Raw genomic sequence first — 14,963 nt, 5'->3', positions numbered from 1 at the left:
TTCAGCCCTCAGAACAGCGCGACCAGCGCCACGCCCGCAACCATCAGGACGCCGCCGAGCACCCGCCCGATGGTGGCATGGTGCACCTCGAACCCGACCCAGCCGTAGTGGTCGAGGACGATGGAGGCGAGCACGCCCACCGTCACCAGCGTGCCCAGGCACGGCGCCGCGCCGAGTTTCGGGGCGATGAACAGTTGCGATAGCGTCAGCACCGTGCCGAGGATGCCGCCGCACCAGGCCCACCAAGGAATCTGGGTCGCCTGCTCATAGCTCGGCACGCTCAGACAGCCGGAGACCAGGCCTGTGACCAGCAGGGCGGCCCCGCTGACGACGACCACGACGAGCCCAGCGAAGAACGGCTGCGAGGATGCCTTGGCCAGGGTCGAGTTCGGGCCGGGCTGGATCGCGTTCGCGAGCCCGGCGAGCATGGCGAAGCCGTAGAGATACCACATGCGGAAGCCTTGGAAGGAGAAGGGCTTCCTAACGTGGAGCGCGTCGGTTGTCTGTCTTCCGGAGCAGGATGCCGCAGGCGCCAGAGCAAACCCTTCCTCACGGCAGCGGTTGTCCCAGGCGTCCTCCGGGCCGGAGGCAGGCATGGGTCAGTCGGAGGCAGAGGCGCCATGGCGGTCGAGCGCGATCAGGATTGCCCTTACATGCGGCGGCTGCACGAGATGCTCGCCGACCAACACCTGTCAGTTATCCCCGCCGTGGCAGACGCCTTGTTGGAGCGGCTGATCGCCTTCGAATCGGAGGCCCAGACAGCCGGAGCCTCGGTCGAGACTCTCGGCGCCATCTCGAACGCGCGCTTCGCGGCAGGGCTCGCCAGCCTGCGGCCCTGGTTCCCCATGCCACGTGGACACTGAGAAAGTACGAAAATCGTGAGTTCAGTCCCATCGACGTTCCGGTTCCTCGTGGCCGAGAGCGAGACGCCCGACGCGCGCGAGGAGCGCCGGAAAAGCGTCGGTCGCTCGTCGGGCGAGACCTACCTCGACATCCTGCTGAGGCTCACGCCGGGCGCCGCCTGCGACCGCATCCAGCCGGCCGACGCCGAAGCGGCGCTGCCACCCGGAGCCAGCCTGGCCGGGTACGACGCGGTGTTCCTCACCGGCTCGCCGCTGCACCTCTACGAGGAGACGCCGGAGACCCGGCGCACGATCGGCTTCATGCGGGCCGTGTTCGCGGCCGGTACGCCATCATTCGGCTCCTGCGCCGGCCTGCAGGTCGCGACAGTCGCAGCCGGAGGCAGCGTGCGCCCGAACGCCCGCAGCCCGGAGGCCGCTTTCGCGCGACGGATCGCACCGACCGAGGCAGGACGCGCGCACCCGCTGCTGGCTGGACGGCCCGCGGCATACGACGCACCGGCCATCCACACCGACGAGGTCGAGGCGCTGCCACCCGGTTCCACGCTGCTCGCCGGCAACCGCGTCACCGCCGTCCAGGCCGCCGAGATCCGCTTCGACGGCGGGTTGTTCTGGGGCGTGCAGTACCATCCCGAGATCGGCCTCGACGAGGTAGCCGGCGCCCTGCGCCGGCAGGCGGACACCCTGGTCGAGGCGGGGCTCGCGCGGGACCGAGAGGACGTCGAGGCTTACGCCCGCCAAGTCGATGCCCTGCATCGGGAGCCGGGACGGCGCGATCTCGCTTGGCGCTTGGGCCTGGATGAGCAGGTCACCGACGAGCGGCTCAGGCTGGCCGAGATGCGCAACTTCATCGAGGCGCTCGCGCGGCTCGGCCGGGAGGGCCTGCTGGCTGTGGATAGGTAGGACAGCACCCAGCCCACGCGGAACGCGGCCTAGGTGTTTGGTCCCGGGATTTGGTGGTGCGGGTTCTGGGTGAACCTAGAGGGCTCCTCCGTCCAAGCTTTGCAGATAGCTTCGTAGGGCGTGAGGCCGCGTAGCGTCTTGAGGCGGCGGGCGAAGTTATAGGCGGCCACGAAGTCGGCGAGGTGCTGCCGAAGCTGACTGTGGCTGTCGTAGTAGAAGCGCTTGACGGTGGCGTCCTTGATCGTGCGGTTCATCCGCTCAACTTGACCATTCGTCCAGGGATGGCGCGGCTTCGTGAGACGGTGCTCGATGTTGAGGTCGGCGCAGGCGCCCTCAAAGGAGTGGCAGCGGAACAGCACCTTCTCGGCGCGCATCGCTCTGATCTCTTCCGGCGTCCAAGTGTTCCCGGACGGCTCGGTGAAATGCGTGCCGTTGTCGGTGAGCACCGTGTGGATCTTGTAGGGAACGGCGGCAGCAAGGGCCCGCAGGAAGTTGCCGGCGACCCGGCGCGTGGCCTTCTCGTGCAACTCGGCGAAGGCGAACTTGGAGGTCCGGTCGATCGCCACAAGCAGGTAGAGTCGGCCTTCTTTGGTGTGCACCTCGGCGATATCGATGTGGAAGTAGCCGAGCGGGTAGCGCTTGAATTTTGCACGTAGCGGCTTGTCGCCATCCACTTCGGGGAGCCGCGAGATGCCATGGCGCTGCAGGCACCGGTGCAGGCTTGAGCGTGTAAGGTGCGGGATCGTCGGCTGCAGGGCGTAGAGGCAGTCGTCGAGTGGCAGCAGGGTGTGCCGGCGAAAGGCGACGATCACCGCCTCGTTCTCGGCCGTCAGCACCGTAGACCGGTGTTCCGTTGGCCCCGTCTTCCGGTCAGCCACCGAGGACCGCTTCTTCCACTTCGCGACGGTCTTCGGGTTGACGCCGTAACGGGCCGCCAACGCCCTCAGGCTCGCTTGACTATGCTGTATCGCTCGACGGACTGCCGCTGTCGTCGTGGCGCTCCCGTGCTGAACCTGGCCCATAGCGCGTCCTTCCACTCTCGTGAGAAAACTGCACCATCAAACCCTGGGATCAAACACCTAGGCGGGACCGTTGCCTGAGGCCGCGGAACCCTGTGCCGGTTTCGCGCGCAACCGTGCGACGTGCGTGCCGAGTTCCGATGCAACTGCCCCGAGACGATACCAACCATCCGCAGGCCGAAGCCTTCCGCACCTTCATCCGCGATGCGGGGTTCCCGTGCGTCGGTGCCAAGTCGGCCTTGTCGAAGGGCCAGATGCGCGTCCTGGTCGCCCGCGACATCACCTCGGCCTGGGACGACATGCGCATCTACCCGGCGCTGATGGCCTTCGCGGCGCGCTACCGGAGGCGGCCGGACCTGTTCCAGAGCTTCGCGGTGGTCTTCGAGGGCCCAGGTCACCTCGACGAGGAGGGCTTCGAGCGGCACCTCTGGGACCGGGTGCAGTCGCTGGCCGACAAGGACGCCTGGCTCGGCCATCCCTGGGACGGTCGCGTAGCCCAGGAGCCGGACAACCCGCACTTCTCGATGAGCTTCGCCGGCGAGGCGTTTTTCGTCGTGGGCCTGCACCCGAACGCGAGCCGGCCCGCGCGCCGGTTCTCGTCGCCGGCGCTGGTGTTCAACCTGCACGCCCAGTTCGAGCAGCTGCGCGAAGCGGGCCGCTACGAGAAGCTGCGCTCATCCATCCTGCGGCGGGATGAGGCACTGGCCGGCTCGGTCAACCCAATGCTGGCTCGCCATGGCGAGGCGTCCGAGGCGCGCCAGTACAGCGGCCGAGTCGTCGGCGAGGAGTGGCGCTGCCCCTTCCGGCCGCGCCGCGCGAACGCAGGGGGCGCCAATGTGCGCTGACGCCGGCACCCACGAGATCGCGCCGCGCTCGGGCGTGGCCTTCACCCTCGACAAGGGCGACCGCCTCACCGTCATCGACCCGCGAGGCGAGCAAGTGGCCGATCTCCTGGCCTTCAACCGCCACGACCTCGACGAGGTGATCTCGTCGGGACGCACGCTCGATTACGCGAGCCGGATACACCTGACGACGGGCGACCCGCTCTACTCTAACCGCTCGAACGTCCTCCTGCGCATCGTCGAGGACACTGTCGGTCGGCACGACTTCCTGCTGACCCCGTGCTCGGCCGACACCTTCCGCATCATCTACGGCGACGCGGACCCGCACCGCGGCTGCTTCGGCAACCTCGCCCACGCGCTCGCCCCGTACGGCGTCGCCCCGACCGCATCCCGGTAGCGTTCAACTGCTTCATGAACGTCCCCGTCGACGGCGCACGGGCGCCTTGACGGTCGAGCCGCCGCTGAGCCAGGCCGGAGACCGCATCACCTTCGAGGCTGAGGCCGACCTCGTCATCGGCCTCACCGCATGCTCGGCGCTGCAGTCGAACAACGGCAGCTTCAAGCCGATCCACTACCGGATCGAGCGGGCGCGAACGCCGAAGGAGGCGGGTGCAGGCGACCACGAAGGTCAGGGTGCGCGCAACGCTTCGGCGTCTGGCGCGTAGCCATGCCGGGTCTCCCTTCGGGGGCGACACGGAGCGAACCGGACATGGCGCACAAGCCGCTGCACGAGCAGGTCATCGTCGTCACCGGCGCGTCGAGCGGCATCGGCTTGGCGACTGCCCGCATGGCCGCCGAGCGCGGCGCGCGGGTGGTGCTCGCCGCCCGCAGCGAGGACGTGCTCGCCCGGGTCGCCGACGAGCTAGGCCCGAAGGCCGCCTACGTCGTGGCAGACGTCGGCCGGCGCGAGGACGTCCAGGCCATCGCCGCAAAGGCGATGGCGACGTTTGGCGGCTTCGACACCTGGGTCAACGTCGCCGGCCTGACCGTCTACGGCCCGTTGCGCGAGATAACTCACGAGGACCACGAGCGCCTGATCCGGACCAACCTCTGGGGCACCGTGAACGGCTCGTTGGTCGCCGTGGAGCACCTGCGCGAGCGCGGCGGGGCATTGATCAACGTCGGCAGCATCGCCTCCGACCTGGCCTTCCCGTTCCAGGGCCTCTACGCGACCTCCAAGCACGCGGTGAAGGGCTTCACCGACACCGTGCGCATGGAACTCATCGCGGAGGGCGCACCGGTCTCCGTGACCTTGGTGAAGCCCGCCTCCATCGACACGCCGCTGCCGAACCGGGCGCGCAACTACATGGACCGCGAACCGACGCTGCCGCCGCCGATCTACCCGCCTGAGGAGGTGGCCAATGCCATCCTGCACGCCGCCGTGCACCCGCAGCGCGACATCTTCGTCGGCGGCGGGGGCAAGATGTTCGTGATGGGCAAAGAGTTCGCGCCTGGCGCCTATGACGAGCTCGCGCCGGCCATCATCGCCCTGCAGAAGCGGTCGGAGAGGCCCAGGGACCCCGAGGGCGCCCTGCATGCCCCGCGGCATGCCGGCGCGGTCCGCGGCGACCCGCCGGTCCCCGTCATGCGCACGAGCGCCTACACCAGGGCGACCCTGCACCCACTCGCAACCGCCGCCGTGCTCGCCGCTGGTCTGGTCGCGACGGCCGCGGTCATCATCGGCACGCGGCCCGGTCCGCGCCGCTGACCCGCGGCCGCTGCCCGCGGCCGTATTCAGGTGGGGCCCCATTCCTCTCGACGCGCGAAGGCACGGATGCCGCACAAGATACGCGACCTCGCCCTGGTCTTTGCCGGCGGCAACGCCGTCGGCGCCTACCATGCCGGAACCTATGAGGCGCTGCACGACCGCGGGCTCCGGCCCGACTGGGTCGTCGGCGCATCCATCGGCGCGGTGACCGCCGCCATCGTCGCGGGCAACGCGCCTGAGGATCGCGTCTCAAAGCTCCGCCAATTCTGGGACGAGGCGACACAGGCCACGGGCCCGAGCCCGACCGGGCTGCTCAAGCCGCGCCAGGTCTACAACGGACTGCACGCCCTCTTGGCGCTCGCCTGGGGGCGCCCGAGCATCTTCAGCCATCGGTTGCCCGGCCTATGGTCGGCCCTACCGTGGGTGCCGAACGACGTCGCGCTGTTCGACAACCGGCCCCTTCTCCGGACCTTGGAACGCCTCGTCGACTTCGAGCGACTGAACCGAGGCGGCACACGTCTGACGGTGGGCTGCGTCGACATCGAGTCCGGCGAGGAAGTCTACTTCGATACGGCTCGCGAGGTTGTCCGGCCCGAACACATCCTCGCCAGCACGGCCATCCTGCCCGCCTTCCCACCAGTCGAGGTGGATGGGCGTGTCCTGTGCGACGCCGGCTACACGAACAACCTGCCTCTCGACCCGATTTTCGCAACAGAGCCCGACGGGGATCTTCTCTGCATTGCCTCGGACCTGTTCAGCCTGCGAGCGCCGCGACCGGCTTCCATTGACGCGGTGCTGGAGCGCGCGAACGATCTCATCTTTGCCAGCGCGGCGCGCCGGGCAATTGCAGGCCTCAAGCGCGAGTACGAACTGCGGCAACGGCTCAATCCAACCGGGCCGGCGGTGACGCTGCTGCATCTCATCCACCAGGCAGGCGCGGACCAACTCGCCGCCAAGAGCTTCGACTACTCGCCGTCGTCGATCCGTGACCGTTGGGCGGCGGGCAGGAAGGATGCCGTCGATGGCTTGATGCGCCTGTCCGACCTCGGGCGCGACCATCGTCGGTTCACCTACGTCGCCTCCCAAAGCCCTGAGAGGTCCGATCCGGCATCCTTCGGGCGGCTGCAGGATGGTGCGGCACCGAGGCCAGGGCCAAGCTCCGGCTGGCTCAAACAACCGGCGCAAGACGCAGATATGCGGCGCGGCGGGGACAGCTGAGCAACCAGGAGCATTCCTTAAGGCCATGCGTTGAGGTGGCGACCTGGAAAGGCTTGGCGCAACAGTACCATGGCAGAACACGGATCCTCCCCCGACGCACCGAGCGGCGCTCACGGGCGCATATCCACCGGCATCCCCGGCCTCGACGAGGTCCTAGGCGGTGGCCTCACGCCGAACCGGCTCTACCTGCTGGAGGGCACGCCCGGCACCGGGAAGACCACTCTATCGCTCCAATTCCTGCTGGAGGGCGCCGCTCGCGGCGAACGCGGCCTCTACGTCACCCTCTCCGAAACGGAGGATGAGCTGCGTGCCGCGGCTGCCTCGCACCGCTGGTCGCTCGACAGCATCGAGATTTACGAACTCGTCAACGAACTCGGCCTGGATCCTGACAGTGAGCAGTCGATCCTGCACCCATCCGAGATCGAGCTTGGTGAGACCGTCAAGGACGTCATCGCTCGCGTCGACGATCTGAAGCCCGCCCGGGTCGTGTTCGACAGCCTGTCCGAGCTTCGCCTGCTGGCCCAGAACCCGCTGCGGTACCGTCGCCAGATTCTGGCCCTGAAGCAATTCTTCGCCAAGCGTGCCTGCACTGTACTGATGCTCGACGACCGGACCTCAGAGACTGGCGACGTGCAGCTCCACAGCATCGCCCATGGGGTGATCTCGCTGGAGCAGGCACCCCGCGAGTTCGGCTCCGAGCGCCGTCGGCTGCGGATCATCAAGATGCGCGGCATCAAGTTCCGGGGCGGCTACCATGACTTCGTGCTGGAAACCGGCGGTATCCGTGTGTTCCCTCGCCTGATCGCGGCCGAGCACCACACGAGCTTCGACCCGACGGGCAAGTCCACCGGCTCAGACGAGCTCGACCTGCTGCTCGGCGGCGGCCTGGTCCCAGGCACCAACACCCTGCTCCTTGGCCCCTCAGGGGTCGGAAAGACCACGACCGCGGTCGGGTGCATGCTGGCTGCCTTGGAGCGCGGGGAAACGGCAACCTACTTCCTGTTCGACGAGGGGCTCGCCACCGTGCTCACGCGTTCCGCGATGCTCGGCATGGATCTGGCCCCTCACATCGCGGCGGGCCGGCTGACCATCACCCAGATCGACCCGGCAGAACTCGCTCCGGGGGAGTTCGCCACCCACGTCCGGCAAGCCGTGGAGGAGCGCCATTCGACGTTCGTCGCCATCGACAGCCTCAACGCCTACCTGCATGCCATGCCGGGCGAGGAGTTCCTCATCCTGCAGATGCACGAGCTCCTGAACTACCTGAACCAGCAAGGCGTCACGACGCTGCTGGTCCTCGGCCAGCACGGCGTCATCGGGGACGTGCGCACCGACATCGACCTCAGCTACCTGAGCGACGGCATCCTGCTCTTCCGGTTCTTCGAGGCCAAGGGCGAAGTGCGCGCGGCGGTCTCGGTGGTGAAGAGCCGGGTTAACCCGCATGAGCGCACGATCCGCGAGTTGAGGTTCTCGGCCCAGGGGCTGCGAGTCGGCGAGGCCCTGGATGATTTCGAGGGCGTGCTCTCGGGTCTTCCGTCCTATCGCGGGAAGGTCGCGATGTTGCCGGGCGGTACCCAGCCAGGCGGAGCGGCCTGATGCACCGACCCGCGGGCCACGAGGGTCGCGTCCTCGTCCTGGCGCCCCGCGGACGCGATGCAAGCGTGATCGAGCAGGTGCTCAACCGCGCCGGCACCCCGACCGGGACCTGCGCCGACCTGACGGATTGGGTGACGTGCCTGCGAGCGGGAGCCGGTACCGCGCTGGTCACCGAGGAAGCGCTCGCAGAGGCGGACACGCGTTCTTTGTTCGCCTGGCTCGACGAGCAGCCCGCCTGGTCCGACTTCCCGTTCATTGTCCTGGCGACACGGCAGACAGGCCGCCGGTCGGAGCACGCTGCCGGCATCCTGGCGCGGCTCGGTAACGTCATCCTGCTGGAGCGCCCGATCAACGCCGAGACTCTGACCAGCGCCGCCGCATCGGCGCTGCGGGCGCGCCGGCGCCAGTACCAGGCGCGCAGCCTCCTGGCCGAGCGTGAACGCACGCAGGAGCACCTGCGCCTCCTCAACGAGGGTCTGGAGCGGCGGGTCGCCGAGCGGACCCGCGAGGTCGAGGCCGCGCGCGAGACCCTGGCCTTTGCGCTCGACGCGGCCGGCATGGGCTCGTGGGACCTTGATCTCGCGAACGGAACCTCCCGCCACTCCCCTCGTTTCGACGCCATCTTCGGCTACGCCGAGCCGATACCGTCGTGGACCCGCGATGCCTTTCTCGCTCACGTGGTCGAGGAGGACCGTCCTGCGGTCGAGAAGGCATTCTCGGCCGTTCGGGAAGCCGGTGGGATCGACCTGGAATGCCGGATTACGCGCCGGGACGGCGCCGTGCGCTGGGTCGCCGCGAAAGGGCAGGTCAAGTATGACGCGTCCGGCGCGCCGGCCCGCATCGCCGGGATCCTGGTGGACCGCACCGAGCAGCACGTCACGGAAGAGGCGCTGCGTCAGGCCCAGAAGATGGAGGCCATCGGGCAGCTCACCGGCGGCGTCGCCCATGATTTCAACAACCTGCTTACCGTGATCGTCGGCGGCCTGGACATGATGCTGCGCCGCCCCGAGCAGATCGACCGAGTCAAGCGCTTAGCTGAGGCGGCCATGGGCGCCGCGCGGCGCGGCGAGCAGCTCACGCAGCAGCTTCTCGCCTTCTCGCGCCGGCAGATGCTGCGACCACAGACGCTCAACCCGAACCGCCTGCTGCTAGACTTCAAGCCTCTTGCCGAGCGGGCGGCAACGGGCGCCGTCGAGCTCAGCTTCGATCTCGACCCGGCCCTCGACCCCATTCGCATCGACCCGGCGCAGTTCGAGGCGGCGGTGCTGAACCTGATCGTGAATGCGCGCGATGCCCTGGAAGGCACCACAGGGCATGCGCGCATCGCGGTGATGAGCCGCAACGTCCATCTCGGAACGGCTGCGGTCGCCGACAAGGGCGTGCCCCCGGGACCTTACGTGGTCGTGTCCGTGACCGACACCGGCAGCGGCATCCCGCCCGACAAGCTCCAGCGCGTGTTCGAGCCGTTCTTCACCACCAAGGAGGTCGGCAAGGGAACGGGGCTCGGGCTCAGCCAAGTCTACGGCTTCACCCGGAGTGCCAAGGGCTTTGCCCAGATCGAATCCGAGATCGGCAAGGGCACGACGGTCAGCTTGTACTTTCCGCGTTCGACCGACCCAGCTGGCGAGGAGACGGGCGCTGGTCCGGCGAGTTCGATCCCGCTGCGCCGCGCCGGCGAGGGCGAGACGGTTCTGCTGGTTGAGGACGACGAGCAGGTGCTCAGGATGGCTGTCGAGAGCCTGGAGGAGTTGCGCTACCGGGTCATCGTCGCTCGCAACGCCGCCGAGGCACTGGAGCACCTTCGGGGCGTGGAGCGCATCGACATCCTGTTCTCCGACGTGGTCATGCCCGGCGGCATGAACGGGTCGCAGTTGGCGGTCGAGGCACAGAAGCTCCGGCCCGGCGTCAAGGTCCTGCTCACGTCAGGCTATGTGGCGAACCTCGACGAAGGTCAGGTGATGGCCCAGAGTGAGATGCCGGTCCTGAACAAGCCCTACCGCCGCGACGAGCTCGCCCGCTCGCTGCGCCTGGTGCTGGGGCAAGAGGGGCGTTGATCCGTCACCGAGGGGCGCCAACGACCGGCGTGAGTGCGGGCGGCAACGGCGCACATAGGAGCTTGAGGCCGGCGTGTTGTGGCTGCCTACCTGCAAGAGGTCCGCTTCCTATCAAGAGTCGAAACTTCGGTTTGGATAGATCTGAGATCCGGTCCGGGTCTGTCCGGGGCGTTCAGCTGAACCGCATCAATCGTCCGCTTTCTCATGATCCAAGCCCCGAAGCGGACGGACCGCTTACGGCCGATTGTGTTGAAAAACTCGGGTGTTGCGGCGGTAGTCGTGAGGTGATTCACTTCTGTCGAGAGACGGAGACCGAAGCAGATGATGGGACCTCGGCAAGTCGAGCAGGGTGCCCTGTTCTACGAGTTCTCGCTCGATACACATATCCCAGCCGACCATCTGCTGCGCGCCATCGACCGCTTCGTTGACCTGTCGGGTCTACGCGCGCACCTGCAGCCGTTCTACAGCTCGACGGGCCGGCCCTCGGTCGACCCCGAGTTGATGATCCGCATGCTGCTCATCGGCTACTGCTTCGGCATCCGATCCGAGCGCCGCCTGTGCGACGAGGTCCACCTCAATCTCGCCTATCGCTGGTTCTGCCGGCTCGGGCTCGACGGCCGGGTGCCGGACCATTCGACCTTCTCCAAGAACCGCCATGGCCGCTTCCGCGACAGCGACCTGCTGCGCTGCTTGTTCGAGACCGTGCTCGCCCGCTGCATCGCCGAGGGGCTCGTGGGCGGCGAGGGCTTCGCGGTCGACGCCAGCCTTATCAAGGCTGATGCCAACCGGCAGAAGGGTGTTGAGGGTACGAACGGCCTGCCACCCGAGAGCGTCAGCCGCGCCGCCCGGGAGTACCTGGCTGTGCTCGACGACGCCGCGTTCGGAGCTGCGACGCCGGTCGTGCCTAAGCTCGTTTCCCCCGCCGACCCGGCCGCGCGCTGGACGGGTGCGGACGGTGGGCTGGCCTACTTCGCCTACGCGGCCAACTACCTGATCGACCTCGACCACGCGGTCATCGTGGACGTCGAGCCGACCACCGCGATCCGGCAGGCCGAGGTCACGGCCGCCAAGCGCATGATCGTGCGCTCGCGCGAGCGCTTCGACCTCTACCCGGCCCGGCTCGCCGGTGACAGCGGTTACGGCTCGGCCGCGATGCTGGGCTGGCTCGCCCACGAGCAGGGCATCGAGCCGCACATCCCCGTCTTCGATAAGTCCGAGCGCCGCGACGGCACCTTCAGCCGGTCGGCCTTCACCTACGACCCTGGCGCCGACGCCTACACCTGCCCGGCCGGCAAGCACCTGCGGCAACGCCAGAAGGTCTATCGGTCACCGCCCCCGCTCGTCGACGCAGACGGGATGCTGCGCTACCGCGCGAGCAAGTACGACTGCGAAGCTTGCGCGCTGAAGCCACGATGCTGCCCCAACGCATCCGCCCGCAAGATCCCACGCTCGATCCACGAGGGCGCCCGGCAGATGGCGCGCGACATCTGCGCCTCGGAGGCGGGCCGTACCTCGCGGCGTGAGCGCAAGAAGGTCGAGATGCTGTTTGCCCACCTTAAGCGGATCCTGCGGCTGGATCGGCTTCGGTTGCGGGGGCCAGACGGGGCCCGAGACGAGTTCCACCTCGCGGCCGCCGCCCAGAACCTACGGAAGCTGGCCAAGCTGATCCCGCTGGGGCAGCCGAGCCTAGCCTGACCGGCTGGCGGGAGCCCCCCCGGCCAAGCACCCGGTCAAATCTCAATCCAGGCCAACCGCGAGTTTTTCAACGAAATCGGCCAAAACCGGTCGGCAGCTTCGCGCCCATTTCAGCCATTCGGCCGCCTCAGACGGCTTCTCCGAAGCGTTCATCCGTCGGCTGGGCGTTATGGAGCTGCGGCTCTGTCGCGCTCACGGCTTCAGTGCCCTGGCCAGAAGCGCCCATCGCTGTCGGTGCAGCTTCGGCAGGGAGATCTGGTAGTCCCGCAACAACGCCGCAGCCTCGGTGGTGTCACAGCCGGCCTTGGTGAGGCCAGCGATGGCAGCTGCCAGCGCCGTGACCTGCGCCTCGGCCTCCACAATGCGACGGTCCAGCGCCTCGAGGATCTCGTCCTGCGTCCCTGTCATGACCTGTCCGGCGCGCTCGGTCGCGTACAACCAGCTCGCCGAGAATGAAGATCATGGCCGCTGATTTCGAGAGCAGAGAGGCGCGCAGGGTCATGCCTCGCCAACCGAGCCTATCGGGCGGTGTCCCTCCGGGTGTGTGGCCGCTGGCGACGAACCTATCACTGATGCTGATGGACACGGTCCCAGACGAGGTAAGCGGTCCAGACGCTCAAGATCGAGACATAGCCGTAGAAGACGAGCGCTTCGGTCATCGTGGGCACTCCGGATCGTGAGTGATCCCTCTGCGCTTCCGAACCACCGTGCGTGTCTGGTGTTCCGCAGCAGCGCTTCGCGCCCGCTGACAGGGTGGAATGATCGGCCGCTATCGGGGCGCCCGTCTTTCACAAGTAGATTCCGAGTCGAGCCCAGAATACCTTGGCAAGGATTTTTGTGCGTGCTACGCAGATTTAGAGGCGAGGTGAGCAATGAAGCTGCCCGGTTTGGTGAAGTTGCTGGCTGAAGGCGACGAGCGCGGCGAGGCTGCGATCGCGCATATCGCACGCATAATCCGAGAGGCCGGTCACCTGCCGACCACGAAGCGCGGGCGGGGTGCTTCGGACATGGGTGTGCTGGAAGCGGCAAATTTGCTCATCGCGGCGAATGCCACCGATGTGCCAGCAAAGGTTAGCGAGGCCGTCGAGACGTTCCGGAACCTGCGTCAAATCCCCGTGCGCAAGAACGAAGGAGGCTTCGACATCCGCGCATCGAAGGGGTGGAAGAAGATTCTGGTATGCAAAACGTTCGGCGAAGCCCTAGAAGCGCTGTTTTCCATAAATCAAAGAGATATTGACGATATCTGCGAGACATTCAACAAGGTGATTGGTGCGAACAAGCCGCTTGATTTGATAGTATTCCGGTCTGTGCGCTTCGTTTGGCCAGACTGTGCGGCTTCTGTCATGCTGAATATCGCGAATGCTGACAGCCTCCGCGATGGATTCCGGCGCGATGCTGATCTGAGCGGGAAACGTATAGAGCTACAGTTCGGCCTCACGGAGGCAGATCGTCTGTTCCTGGAGGAGCAGAAGCCATCCGGTCGCATCCATGAGGTGACGGTTCGAGATGCGGTGATCCGTCGGCTGGCGGAAGCGTGCGCAGCGATGTCGGGCGAGGCGATTGAAGGGGAGGTGGCGGCCTGATGTCCCGCCGTCAGATCATTACACAAGCTGCGATCGCTCGCGCCGTTAAGGGCGCCCAGGCCGGCGGCATCAAGGTTGGCCGCGTCGAGGTCGAGGGCGGCAAGATCGTGGTCTACTCCAGCGAGGACGTCCGGCAGGAGTCGACGTCCGAGTACGACGCATGGAGGATTAAGCGCGATGCGCGTTAGGCTGAAGGGGATCAATTCCCGAACGAAAGTGCTGAGCGACGGCACCAAGCGCACCTACTGGTACGCGTGGAAGGGCGGCCCCCGCATAGAGGGCAAGCCGGGCACGCCCGAGTTCATCGCGAGCTACAACACCGCGGTTCAGGGCAGGGCGCAGCCCAAGCAAGGCGTGCTGCTTTCCATCCTGCAGGGCTTCCAGGCGAGCGACGCCTTCCTCTCCAAGAGCGAGGTGACCCGCAAGGACTACGTCCGGCACATCAAGGCGATCGAGAAGGAGTTCGGCGACTTCCCGCTGGGCGCCCTGACGGATCGCCGCGCCCGCGGGAACTTCATGGCTTGGCGTGACCGGCTCGCGCTGCGCTCCCGCCGGCAGGCCGATTATGCCTGGAGCGTGCTGGCGCGAGTGCTGTCCTGGGCGCTCGACCGCGGTCTGATCCTGGCTAACCCGTGCGAGCGGGGAGGGCGCTTGTACCGGGCGCAGCGCACCGATCGGGTATGGACGGATGCCGACGAGGCCGTGTTCCTAGCCTCAGCGCCTGCCCACCTGCGCCTCCCGCTGATCCTGGCTCTCTGGACCGGTCAGCGGCAGGGCGACCTGCTGCGCCTCACCTGGGCGGCCTACGACGGGAAGTGCATCCGGCTGAAGCAGGGCAAGACAGGTGCACGTGTCGTCGTCCCAGTCGGAGCACCGCTCAAGGCGGCACTCGACGCCACCGAACGACGCAGTCCGGTGATCCTGCTCAACTCTGAGGGCCGGCCTTGGACCAGCGACGGCTTCCGATCGTCCTGGAGCAAAGCGTGCAAGGCCTGCGGTATCACCGGCCTCACCTTCCACGACCTGCGTGGGACCGCGGTGAGCCGCTTGGCGCTCGTCGAGAGCTCGGAGGCTGAGATCGCAACCCTGACCGGCCACTCGCTCAACGACGTGCGGTCGATCCTTGATGCCCACTACCTGAACCGAGATCCGGCGCTCGCCGCTTCGGCCATCAGGAAGCTTGAAACGAGAACACAATTTCCCGACCGGATGCCCGACCGGGGCTGAATGGTCTCATCGTGAAAGGGAAAAAGCGTAGTGTTTTGAGGTGGCTGGGGGACCTGGATTCGAACCAGGACTAGAGGAGTCAGAGTCCACCGTTCTACCGTTAAACTATCCCCCACCGAAATCCGCGCTCGTTCAACGGACTTGGATGTCCCACGTCCGATGGCCTGTGCGGCTCCTGCGGCGCGGGAGGGCACGAGATAGGCTGAATGCAGGCGCCGGTCAACCGCCTCGACAGGAGGCCGCGCCGCGGCCTCGCCT

14 protein-coding genes, 1 tRNA gene and 1 pseudogene are annotated in these 14,963 nt (G+C 67.2%); 12 read left to right on the top strand and 4 right to left on the bottom strand.

From position 1 onward, the window contains the following. Positions 1-8 precede the first annotated feature (8 nt). Entirely contained in the window at positions 9-452 is a 444-nt protein-coding gene (locus DK389_RS26700; RefSeq protein ID WP_109894247.1) for a DMT family transporter, read from the bottom strand. A gap of 168 nt (positions 453-620) precedes the next feature. Here DK389_RS26700 and DK389_RS26695 point away from each other — a divergent pair, with 168 nt between their 5' ends. Next, positions 621-863: a hypothetical protein gene (locus DK389_RS26695; protein WP_109894245.1), complete on the top strand. Its 243-nt coding sequence runs from the start codon at positions 621-623 to the stop codon at positions 861-863. 15 nt (positions 864-878) lie between these two features. After that, positions 879-1,763 carry a type 1 glutamine amidotransferase gene (locus DK389_RS26690; RefSeq protein WP_109894243.1) on the top strand — a complete coding sequence of 295 codons (885 nt, stop codon included), beginning with the start codon at positions 879-881 and terminating at the stop codon, positions 1,761-1,763. A 29-nt stretch (positions 1,764-1,792) separates the two neighbouring features. On the opposite strand, the gene DK389_RS26685 is transcribed toward DK389_RS26690, so the two are convergent. Then, positions 1,793-2,785 carry an IS481 family transposase gene (locus DK389_RS26685; RefSeq protein ID WP_109887600.1) on the bottom strand — a complete coding sequence of 331 codons (993 nt, stop codon included), beginning with the start codon at positions 2,783-2,785 and terminating at the stop codon, positions 1,793-1,795. A gap of 137 nt (positions 2,786-2,922) precedes the next feature. Between DK389_RS26685 and gntA the strand changes: the two genes are divergently transcribed. The 7 genes and pseudogenes from gntA to DK389_RS26650 all read left to right on the top strand — a co-directional run bounded on the left by gntA (position 2,923) and on the right by DK389_RS26650 (position 11,895). Next, the gene (gntA, locus tag DK389_RS26680) at positions 2,923-3,627 is read left to right on the top strand and encodes a guanitoxin biosynthesis heme-dependent pre-guanitoxin N-hydroxylase GntA (protein WP_109894241.1); all 705 of its coding nucleotides are present in this window, start codon (positions 2,923-2,925) and stop codon (positions 3,625-3,627) included. Then, a pseudogene (locus DK389_RS26675) lies at positions 3,617-4,289 on the top strand (DUF1989 domain-containing protein). The gene gntA and the pseudogene DK389_RS26675 overlap by 11 nt, the downstream one beginning before the upstream one ends. 44 nt (positions 4,290-4,333) lie before the next feature. Beyond that, the gene (locus DK389_RS26670; protein ID WP_109894239.1) at positions 4,334-5,332 is read left to right on the top strand and encodes an SDR family oxidoreductase; all 999 of its coding nucleotides are present in this window, start codon (positions 4,334-4,336) and stop codon (positions 5,330-5,332) included. Between the two features lie 66 nt (positions 5,333-5,398). Continuing rightward, positions 5,399-6,550: a patatin-like phospholipase family protein gene (locus DK389_RS26665; protein ID WP_236960370.1), complete on the top strand. Its 1,152-nt coding sequence runs from the start codon at positions 5,399-5,401 to the stop codon at positions 6,548-6,550. 69 nt (positions 6,551-6,619) lie between these two features. Then, the gene (locus DK389_RS26660; RefSeq protein WP_109894237.1) at positions 6,620-8,146 is read left to right on the top strand and encodes an ATPase domain-containing protein; all 1,527 of its coding nucleotides are present in this window, start codon (positions 6,620-6,622) and stop codon (positions 8,144-8,146) included. Continuing rightward, a complete protein-coding gene (locus DK389_RS26655) occupies positions 8,146-10,200 on the top strand; it encodes an ATP-binding protein (protein ID WP_109894235.1) in 2,055 nt (684 codons plus the stop codon). The genes DK389_RS26660 and DK389_RS26655 overlap by 1 nt, the downstream gene beginning before the upstream one ends. 321 nt (positions 10,201-10,521) lie before the next feature. Beyond that, positions 10,522-11,895 (top strand): transposase, encoded by a 1,374-nt coding sequence (locus tag DK389_RS26650; protein ID WP_109887551.1) that lies wholly within the window; start codon positions 10,522-10,524, stop codon positions 11,893-11,895. Between the two features lie 192 nt (positions 11,896-12,087). Here the strand turns inward: DK389_RS26650 and DK389_RS26645 are convergent, their stop codons facing one another. Then, positions 12,088-12,333: a hypothetical protein gene (locus tag DK389_RS26645; protein WP_109894233.1), complete on the bottom strand. Its 246-nt coding sequence runs from the start codon at positions 12,331-12,333 to the stop codon at positions 12,088-12,090. A 434-nt stretch (positions 12,334-12,767) separates the two neighbouring features. Between DK389_RS26645 and DK389_RS26640 the strand changes: the two genes are divergently transcribed. The 3 genes from DK389_RS26640 to DK389_RS26630 are packed head-to-tail and all read left to right on the top strand — an operon-like array spanning position 12,768 to position 14,705. After that, the gene (locus tag DK389_RS26640; RefSeq protein ID WP_109894231.1) at positions 12,768-13,478 is read left to right on the top strand and encodes a hypothetical protein; all 711 of its coding nucleotides are present in this window, start codon (positions 12,768-12,770) and stop codon (positions 13,476-13,478) included. Further along, on the top strand, positions 13,478-13,666 hold the full coding sequence (locus DK389_RS26635; protein ID WP_109894229.1) for a hypothetical protein: 189 nt from the start codon (positions 13,478-13,480) through the stop codon (positions 13,664-13,666). Before DK389_RS26640 ends, DK389_RS26635 begins: the two co-directional genes overlap by 1 nt. Beyond that, positions 13,656-14,705 (top strand): tyrosine-type recombinase/integrase, encoded by a 1,050-nt coding sequence (locus tag DK389_RS26630; RefSeq protein WP_109894228.1) that lies wholly within the window; start codon positions 13,656-13,658, stop codon positions 14,703-14,705. Before DK389_RS26635 ends, DK389_RS26630 begins: the two co-directional genes overlap by 11 nt. A 41-nt stretch (positions 14,706-14,746) precedes the next feature. Here DK389_RS26630 and DK389_RS26625 read toward each other — a convergent pair. Beyond that, positions 14,747-14,820: transfer RNA gene (locus DK389_RS26625), tRNA-Gln, on the bottom strand. Positions 14,821-14,963 lie beyond the last annotated feature (143 nt).

Origin of the sequence: Methylobacterium durans (assembly GCF_003173715.1) — a bacterium.
Classification (GTDB): Bacteria; Pseudomonadota; Alphaproteobacteria; order Rhizobiales; family Beijerinckiaceae; genus Methylobacterium; species Methylobacterium durans.
The sequence above is the reverse complement of the archived record's forward strand: the minus strand, read 5'-3'. Positions and strand labels throughout refer to the sequence as shown.

What these genes read in the sequence shown, in the direction of transcription:
- DK389_RS26700 (WP_109894247.1), bottom strand. Translation starts at nt 452, where the DNA reads ATGTGGTATCTCTACGGCTTCGCCATGCTCGCCGGGCTCGCGAACGCG.
- DK389_RS26695 (WP_109894245.1), top strand. Translation starts at nt 621, where the DNA reads ATGGCGGTCGAGCGCGATCAGGATTGCCCTTACATGCGGCGGCTGCAC.
- DK389_RS26685 (WP_109887600.1), bottom strand. Translation starts at nt 2,785, where the DNA reads ATGGGCCAGGTTCAGCACGGGAGCGCCACGACGACAGCGGCAGTCCGT.
- gntA (WP_109894241.1), top strand. Translation starts at nt 2,923, where the DNA reads ATGCAACTGCCCCGAGACGATACCAACCATCCGCAGGCCGAAGCCTTC.
- DK389_RS26670 (WP_109894239.1), top strand. Translation starts at nt 4,334, where the DNA reads ATGGCGCACAAGCCGCTGCACGAGCAGGTCATCGTCGTCACCGGCGCG.
- DK389_RS26665 (WP_236960370.1), top strand. Translation starts at nt 5,399, where the DNA reads ATGCCGCACAAGATACGCGACCTCGCCCTGGTCTTTGCCGGCGGCAAC.
- DK389_RS26660 (WP_109894237.1), top strand. Translation starts at nt 6,620, where the DNA reads ATGGCAGAACACGGATCCTCCCCCGACGCACCGAGCGGCGCTCACGGG.
- DK389_RS26655 (WP_109894235.1), top strand. Translation starts at nt 8,146, where the DNA reads ATGCACCGACCCGCGGGCCACGAGGGTCGCGTCCTCGTCCTGGCGCCC.
- DK389_RS26650 (WP_109887551.1), top strand. Translation starts at nt 10,522, where the DNA reads ATGATGGGACCTCGGCAAGTCGAGCAGGGTGCCCTGTTCTACGAGTTC.
- DK389_RS26640 (WP_109894231.1), top strand. Translation starts at nt 12,768, where the DNA reads ATGAAGCTGCCCGGTTTGGTGAAGTTGCTGGCTGAAGGCGACGAGCGC.
- DK389_RS26635 (WP_109894229.1), top strand. Translation starts at nt 13,478, where the DNA reads ATGTCCCGCCGTCAGATCATTACACAAGCTGCGATCGCTCGCGCCGTT.
- DK389_RS26630 (WP_109894228.1), top strand. Translation starts at nt 13,656, where the DNA reads ATGCGCGTTAGGCTGAAGGGGATCAATTCCCGAACGAAAGTGCTGAGC.